The sequence below is a fragment of the Nitrosomonas sp. Nm84 genome (assembly GCF_003201565.1).
In the GTDB taxonomy this organism is placed as follows: Bacteria; Pseudomonadota; Gammaproteobacteria; order Burkholderiales; family Nitrosomonadaceae; genus Nitrosomonas.
The window spans coordinates 1-6,194 of the sequence record NZ_QJJP01000053.1 but is presented as its reverse complement, the minus strand read 5'-3'; the positions used below and the strand labels follow the sequence as shown (position 1 = coordinate 6,194).

At 38.5% G+C, this 6,194-nt stretch carries 3 protein-coding genes and 4 pseudogenes; 4 read left to right on the top strand and 3 right to left on the bottom strand.

The genetic code is table 11. The features are described from left to right. Window positions 1–118: 118 nt before the first annotated feature. Window positions 119–268 (top strand): annotated as a pseudogene (locus C8R34_RS15730) (integrase core domain-containing protein); the annotation flags it as partial. A 111-nt stretch (window positions 269–379) separates the two neighbouring features. On the opposite strand, the gene C8R34_RS15725 reads toward C8R34_RS15730, so the two are convergent. After that, window positions 380–1,522 (bottom strand): DNA-binding response regulator, encoded by a 1,143-nt coding sequence (locus C8R34_RS15725; protein ID WP_110342189.1) that lies wholly within the window; start codon window positions 1,520–1,522, stop codon window positions 380–382. A gap of 758 nt (window positions 1,523–2,280) precedes the next feature. Next, window positions 2,281–2,580 (bottom strand): annotated as a pseudogene (locus C8R34_RS15720) (transposase); the annotation flags it as partial. 90 nt (window positions 2,581–2,670) lie between these two features. Here C8R34_RS15720 and C8R34_RS15715 point away from each other — a divergent pair. After that, window positions 2,671–3,124, top strand: a pseudogene (locus C8R34_RS15715) (transposase); the annotation flags it as partial. Window positions 3,125–3,323: 199 nt separating this feature from the next. Here C8R34_RS15715 and C8R34_RS15710 read toward each other — a convergent pair. Beyond that, window positions 3,324–3,614 (bottom strand): hypothetical protein, encoded by a 291-nt coding sequence (locus C8R34_RS15710; protein WP_110342187.1) that lies wholly within the window; start codon window positions 3,612–3,614, stop codon window positions 3,324–3,326. Window positions 3,615–4,305: 691 nt separating this feature from the next. On the opposite strand from C8R34_RS15710, the pseudogene C8R34_RS17210 reads away from it, so the two are divergent. Further along, a pseudogene (locus C8R34_RS17210) lies at window positions 4,306–4,533 on the top strand (transposase); the annotation flags it as partial. A gap of 392 nt (window positions 4,534–4,925) precedes the next feature. Next, window positions 4,926–5,135 (top strand): hypothetical protein, encoded by a 210-nt coding sequence (locus C8R34_RS15705; protein WP_110342185.1) that lies wholly within the window; start codon window positions 4,926–4,928, stop codon window positions 5,133–5,135. Window positions 5,136–6,194 lie beyond the last annotated feature (1,059 nt).

Sequence of the window (6,194 nt, the reverse complement as noted above, 5' to 3'; positions counted from 1 at the left end):
AAACATTATTATCTGTCATTGCGGTGTTCCCTTTTTTATTGGTTGATCTGCCGAGATCTCTACCAACAGGTTACACCGCTTTCTTCTCCTGACATGCACCAGAAATAATCATAGCTCACCTCAGCAAAATGCCTACGTTGAACGTTACAACAGAACCGTGCGTTATGACTGGTTAAGCCAACACAGCTTTGAATCAATTGCCGAAGTTCAAGACTATGCAACAAAATGGTTGTGGATCTATAATCACGAACGGCCTAACTTCAGTTAATAATGGGAGAATTACCAATCAAGCGCACTCATTTTTGACAGCACTCATTTTTGACAGCACACATCATTACCTCAGTTTTTCTTTTCTCAGAGTAAGCTTCAGGAAGGAGCTTTATGAACCCGGGGTTTGCTGGAAATGTTGTTTGGCATATGCAAAAAGGCTAAATCGATTTTTAATTCCTAGTTTACTAAAAATAGAAGTTAAATGATTACGTAGCGTATGTTCACTCATACACAGTTTGGCTGCTATTTGTTTGTTTTGTTCTCCACCGACTCCATCTGAAAATGCTCTAAGAATCATGCATTCTTTGCGAGTAAGTGTTGTGATTTTCTCTGTTTCTGCATCGTGAGATATTTTTCCTCGCATACGTGAACTTTGGAGGAATATGCGACCAGTGGTTACGCGATCAAGCCATAATTCGCCATCATAGATTTTTTCAATAGCCCTCAATATTGTTTGCATCGATTCTTTTTTGTGCACTACGCCTCTTGCACCGCTTAGTATTGCACGGTCAACTACCTCCTTATCATGTGCCTCGGTAAAAACCACAACACGTGTACTTCCATTATTGGCGAAATCTGGGATAAAACTCACGCAATCAGCATCATCTAAATAAATATCGAGAATAATGATATCTGGTTGTTTTTCTGTAGCGATACGTCTAGCATCAGATATATTTGTAACGGCACCGACAACCTCCATTCGTGGTTTTTGACTGCCTATAAGCTTTTCCAACCCCCAAAGCACGATTTGCTGATCATCAACTAATAAAACCCGAATAGGTTGTGCACTCGATTGTTTTGCAAGATTCATAGTTTGATCAATGCCGTAATATTGGCAAAAACTAGATTCAAAATTTCTACGAAGCTTTTCAGTATTACATTTATTGATGTTGTAACCCAAAGTAGTAGCAAAATTTATAGTGCGCTGTACAACTAAGTCGGTAGCATAGGCTGTAAAATAGATACAAAGATTGGAGCTATCAGTCTGTAAGTTTAATTGCTGCATTAAATGTATGCCATTACAATCACTTAACTCTATATCGGTTAAAATAAGATCAGGCTTGTCCTCTCTCATTCTAACTAAAGCTTCCTGACCTGAGGTGCAAACACCGGTGATGCTATGTTCCCACTCTTCCAACATATTTTTCAGAGTCTTGCCAGAAATATATTTATCTACAACAATTAGAACTCTCGTATCACCCATTCTTTTGTGTGAAATTCTTGCAAGTACACGCTCTGCTTTATTGGCCATTTGCTTTACCTTTAAACAGTTTTACTATAATCAGTTTTAATACATCATACATTCAGCGCCTCTTCTTGAAGAATCACTGAGATAAAATTGCTATCTAGAAACTATCTGAGAATTAGTTTTGCATTTCTTCATACAAAGATCTAAAGTATCTTGCGGTATACCTGACATTAAAATGTGCTTTAATACCACTTATTAAATAAAGATCTTATTATCGCAGACAACATTTTTACAGCAATAAGTAATTTACTAGTTCCATATACTCTATTATTCTTTAATGAGTGCAGTTTTATCACGACTTGTATTCATTGTATATAACGATGCGGAATCACCTGAAGTGCTGCATATTGAACCCTCAAATTGAGCTTCATTTCTTAGTTTAACTTAAGCTGCTATATAGCGAATGTTGTTTTCTACAGTTAATAAAAATCCTTGCTAGATTTTTAGTTGCACTTATCGATAACTGTACGTATTAATTTTCATTTCTGTTTAGTGTAAGTATTTATTTCGGATTTCATCATTAAAACTTTAAATATTTTTTGTGAATCGCCCCGGATTTTCCGGAGACATATTTTCTTGAATCAAGTTGCATCAGTTGGCTCTTTCCGATTGCGATATGAAGTGGCTTCACTTAATTGGACAGTTTTTTGCATTTCTTAAGTGGAAATCTTGCGTTAATGCCTATCCTGCTTTTTGCATAGAAGTGGCTTCGCAAATTCGAACAGTCGGATGATCGATAGTCAAATCTGGTGTATGGAGAATCAATCGGCTCGCTGTTTTTGATCTCCATTTTTTTTAACGCCGTTAATGAATTTTATGCCTTGAATGACATCAGCCAGCAATTTATAGCCTCTCAACCGAACAACCGCTGCAAAAACTGATTCAACTGGATTGATTGTTCTAATGTGTTGCCAGTTTTCCGCAGGATAATCATAGAAGGCCAGCATGGAATCTTTATCCTTTGCCAGGCATTCCATCGCTTTGGGATATTTCGGACTGAAACGCTCAATACAGTTATCAAATGCTGCATACGCTTTTTCCCATGTTTCCGCCTGCCAGATATGAGGGTGTAAATAATTTTGTGTAAATGGTCATTTAGCAGGAAACTGCTTATATACTTTGGGAGTAAAAATGACTACACGCAAATCCCTATCGCCTGTGTCGATAGCCTAAAGGGTTTCCCGGAAGTGATTGAAACCGTCATCCATATGCCACTGTACAACCCTGTATCGCGCACATGGTGCGTAACAGCCTCAATTACGTCGGGTGGAATAAGCGCAAGGAAGTGGCTGCTGATTTACGCCTGGTCTACAGCGTCGCCACGATTGATGAAGCTGAACAAGCCTAGCAGACTTTGAAGATAAGTGGAGCAACTGAGATACGTCGCATCATTTACACAGCAATACGATTGAATCAGTCAATATGAGCCTACGCAAAGTCAGCAAAAACCGGGGATCGTTTCCTAACGATGAAGCTGTCATCAAATTGTTCTATTTGGCACTCAACAATATCGCCAAAAAATAGTCTATGCCACTTAAAGATTGGAAGCCCGCTCTAAACAGGCTTACTATTCAATTTAAAGAAAGAATGCCTCAACTTTATTAAACACCGTTTACACAAAATCTAGGACACCCTCGTGAGCCACATCAGTTCTGAACTTCTAAAGTTTGTAGATTTATGAATGACTCCTGGAAACCGTTTCTTTTTACTAAAACTGTCAACCGAAACCATCATAATAATCAACCTTAGTCGACAACATAAGAAATTTGCCGGCTAAGGCCACGAATAAATATCTCTATACTAATTAGTGTTTATGTTCAAAGCGTTCGTGCATCTTCTTTACCATATTATGTAGATTTTTCATTTCATCGGCATCAAGGTAGCCATTTTTGTTTGCGTCATTTTGTTCAAACATCCACTGGTGGTGTCTCATGAATTCTTCTTTACTGACACCGTTTGGTTCACTTTTCATCACAGAAGGATCGTTTTTTCCTTCATTTCCATCTGCTGCAATAGCACTAGCTGTGAAAATGACTGTAGCCACTAGAAATGGAACGATTGCAGTAGTAAGCCCTATTTTCCGTTTTTGTATCATGATGACGTCTCCTTGGTTTAGTTTTCAGTAATTCATTAAAATTTTTACAGATCCTTGCTCCGTGATGCTTACAACCATTATCAATAATACATAAAGTTCCAGAACTTCAGTATCCCAATTTCAAGCTTAGCGAAGCATTGGCGCGTTTATGGTTGTCACTCAATTCGCCTGCTCCATTCGCCTTACTTCTTTCGTGTAAGCGGCATGATTGTTGGCCTATTAGTTTCACTGCCACCATTCGTAGTGGCGTCTACGCAAAAAAGTAGAAAAATGAATCAGACAATCCCGCCAGAAACGACTTAACACACTTTGTCGGCAGCAAACAACGCACGATTACACTATCTAAGGGTTTTTAAACCCTATAAATTTATGTTGACAAGTTTAAATGCCAAAGTCAATGCGACAAATTGTCGCATTGCTAACTCTGAATGGATAAATGACAATAACTTTTCAGCAAGCAGGAATAATGATAGCCATAAAATCAATCAGTTAACAAGTTATTGTATGTGGAAAAATTACTTGCTCACTGTTAATTCTCTGGTAAATAAAGCGCCTAATCACACTGTTTTGTAATACTCACGTACTCAAAATCTCTCTTATTACTGATGATTATATTAAATTAAATTAACTTGACATAATTTAATGAATCCTGACAATCCAATTAAGAGAAAATAGCTTTCTGGAAGAAAAAATGGTAACGAGAAAGCAATACACAAGAATTTAAATTAGATGCAATCAGTCTGGTATTGGATCAGGGTCATGCAACGACAAAAGTATCTCGAATCCTGGAAATCAATGCCAATATGCGAAGGATGGTGTGGATCAGGCATTCCGAGACAGTGGGAAGCTGATGCCTGAGCAAGAAGAAATCCGGCAATTGAAAACCCAAATCAGGCAGCTCGAGTTAGAGTGGAAAATATAAAGGAAGCGACTGTAGACTTAACCGCGCATGACAAGCCAGCTATGCATGCAAACTTCACAGTGTAAACTGATAATAAAACCCAGTGCGTAAAGGGGAGTAAAACGCACTGGGTTTTAGCACTGCACAATCCAACCATCCGACTAAGCTATAAAGTGAAAGCTCTGGCTGGTGCGGTAGATTCATCATTAAAGTCGGATGAATACTAATAGCCATTATCATTCAAACTTCTAAGTTTCTCTGTTCGTTATCGAACATACAATTCCCTGCCGATCATCAATAACCGCAATCATCTATTTTTCCTAATTAACTAACAGCCGTTTTGCACTACCAAAGAAGGTGCCTAAAAAGTTAGAATTCAACTATCACACTCAATCTTAAAAGGCGCTTCCATGAACAAAGAAATTGAAGCTATCGAAATTGCCCTAATCACACTTACAGGATTCATCTCACAACAATTTCCCGATGCACAACTTGGAGAATTCCTAGCCCACACCGCTCATGAATTCTCGAAAAACCCAGGTGCAGAAAAAACATCCACTCTGCTTACCACCTTGGCTGACAGCGCCACCCGAGCCGCGATCATGTCGCGCCGCAACTGATCCACAACTCCCAATTAGCGATGCGATGATAAATGTATTACGATAACCCATCAAAATTTTAAAACTGATGAGCTAAAGTACCTCTTAATGCAGGTGGCCAGCTGTCCATATTGCTTTGACGATATACAGGAAACCTCTATATCCACATGCAGTCTATCCAGTTGGGATAATCTTGAGACAATGACTAAAACCTTTGAAATAAGAGCATGCAAATGGCAATCCACGGGCTTACTAATCGAAAAGGCGGGGAATTCTGCTGCCATACCAATCGCGCGCCCCTCCGTCGATACCGGAAGCTAATATGATGCGAGCTGGAGGATAAGTGATGATTGAATTATTAGGATGGGTTGGTCTATTAGCTTCTTTTGCAATGGCAATTTATCATCGTTACATGTATTCAAATTATAAGCAAGTATATCAATATATTAATAAAAAATATGGCAACAATACCAACAATGTTGAATTCCCATCTAAAGACGATCACTTACGAGACACAAAAAAATATTCGTATTACACAGCTTTCTTTGCAGTCGTGCTGATAATTATCAACATGTATTTTCGATAATATGCCATCAACACAATCAAAGAACGACAGCACACCAATAGTCAGGGCCATTCTGGATGATAGAAAGAGTCGGGCCAAAAGGATAAAGCACCCCGTCGCAAGGAACGAGGAATTAAACCCGAAAGAGATTAAACCGCAACAGGAGCTTACTGATAACTCAGGATTCAAACATCAAGGTTATTTATATGGAAAGTATCCTGACTTTGATGAGATGATAATAAGTATATATTCAAGTCACAAATTAATTAACTAAGATTGAGGTAAGGACATGATTGAGAAAATATTTCGAAACATCTTATATATTTGTGCAACTCTGTTCATGATTTTTATAACAGCCTGGGGGGCAGCTTGGCTATACAAAGCATTATTAGAACAATTCACAAAATTAGGGTAATGACTGAATGGCACTTACTTAAGCTTTTTTGGGTGACCGTGCATACGGATTTCATCACATGCTTGCCCCCTCGGTTTCATCAATCTTGGGTAAGGTTTTG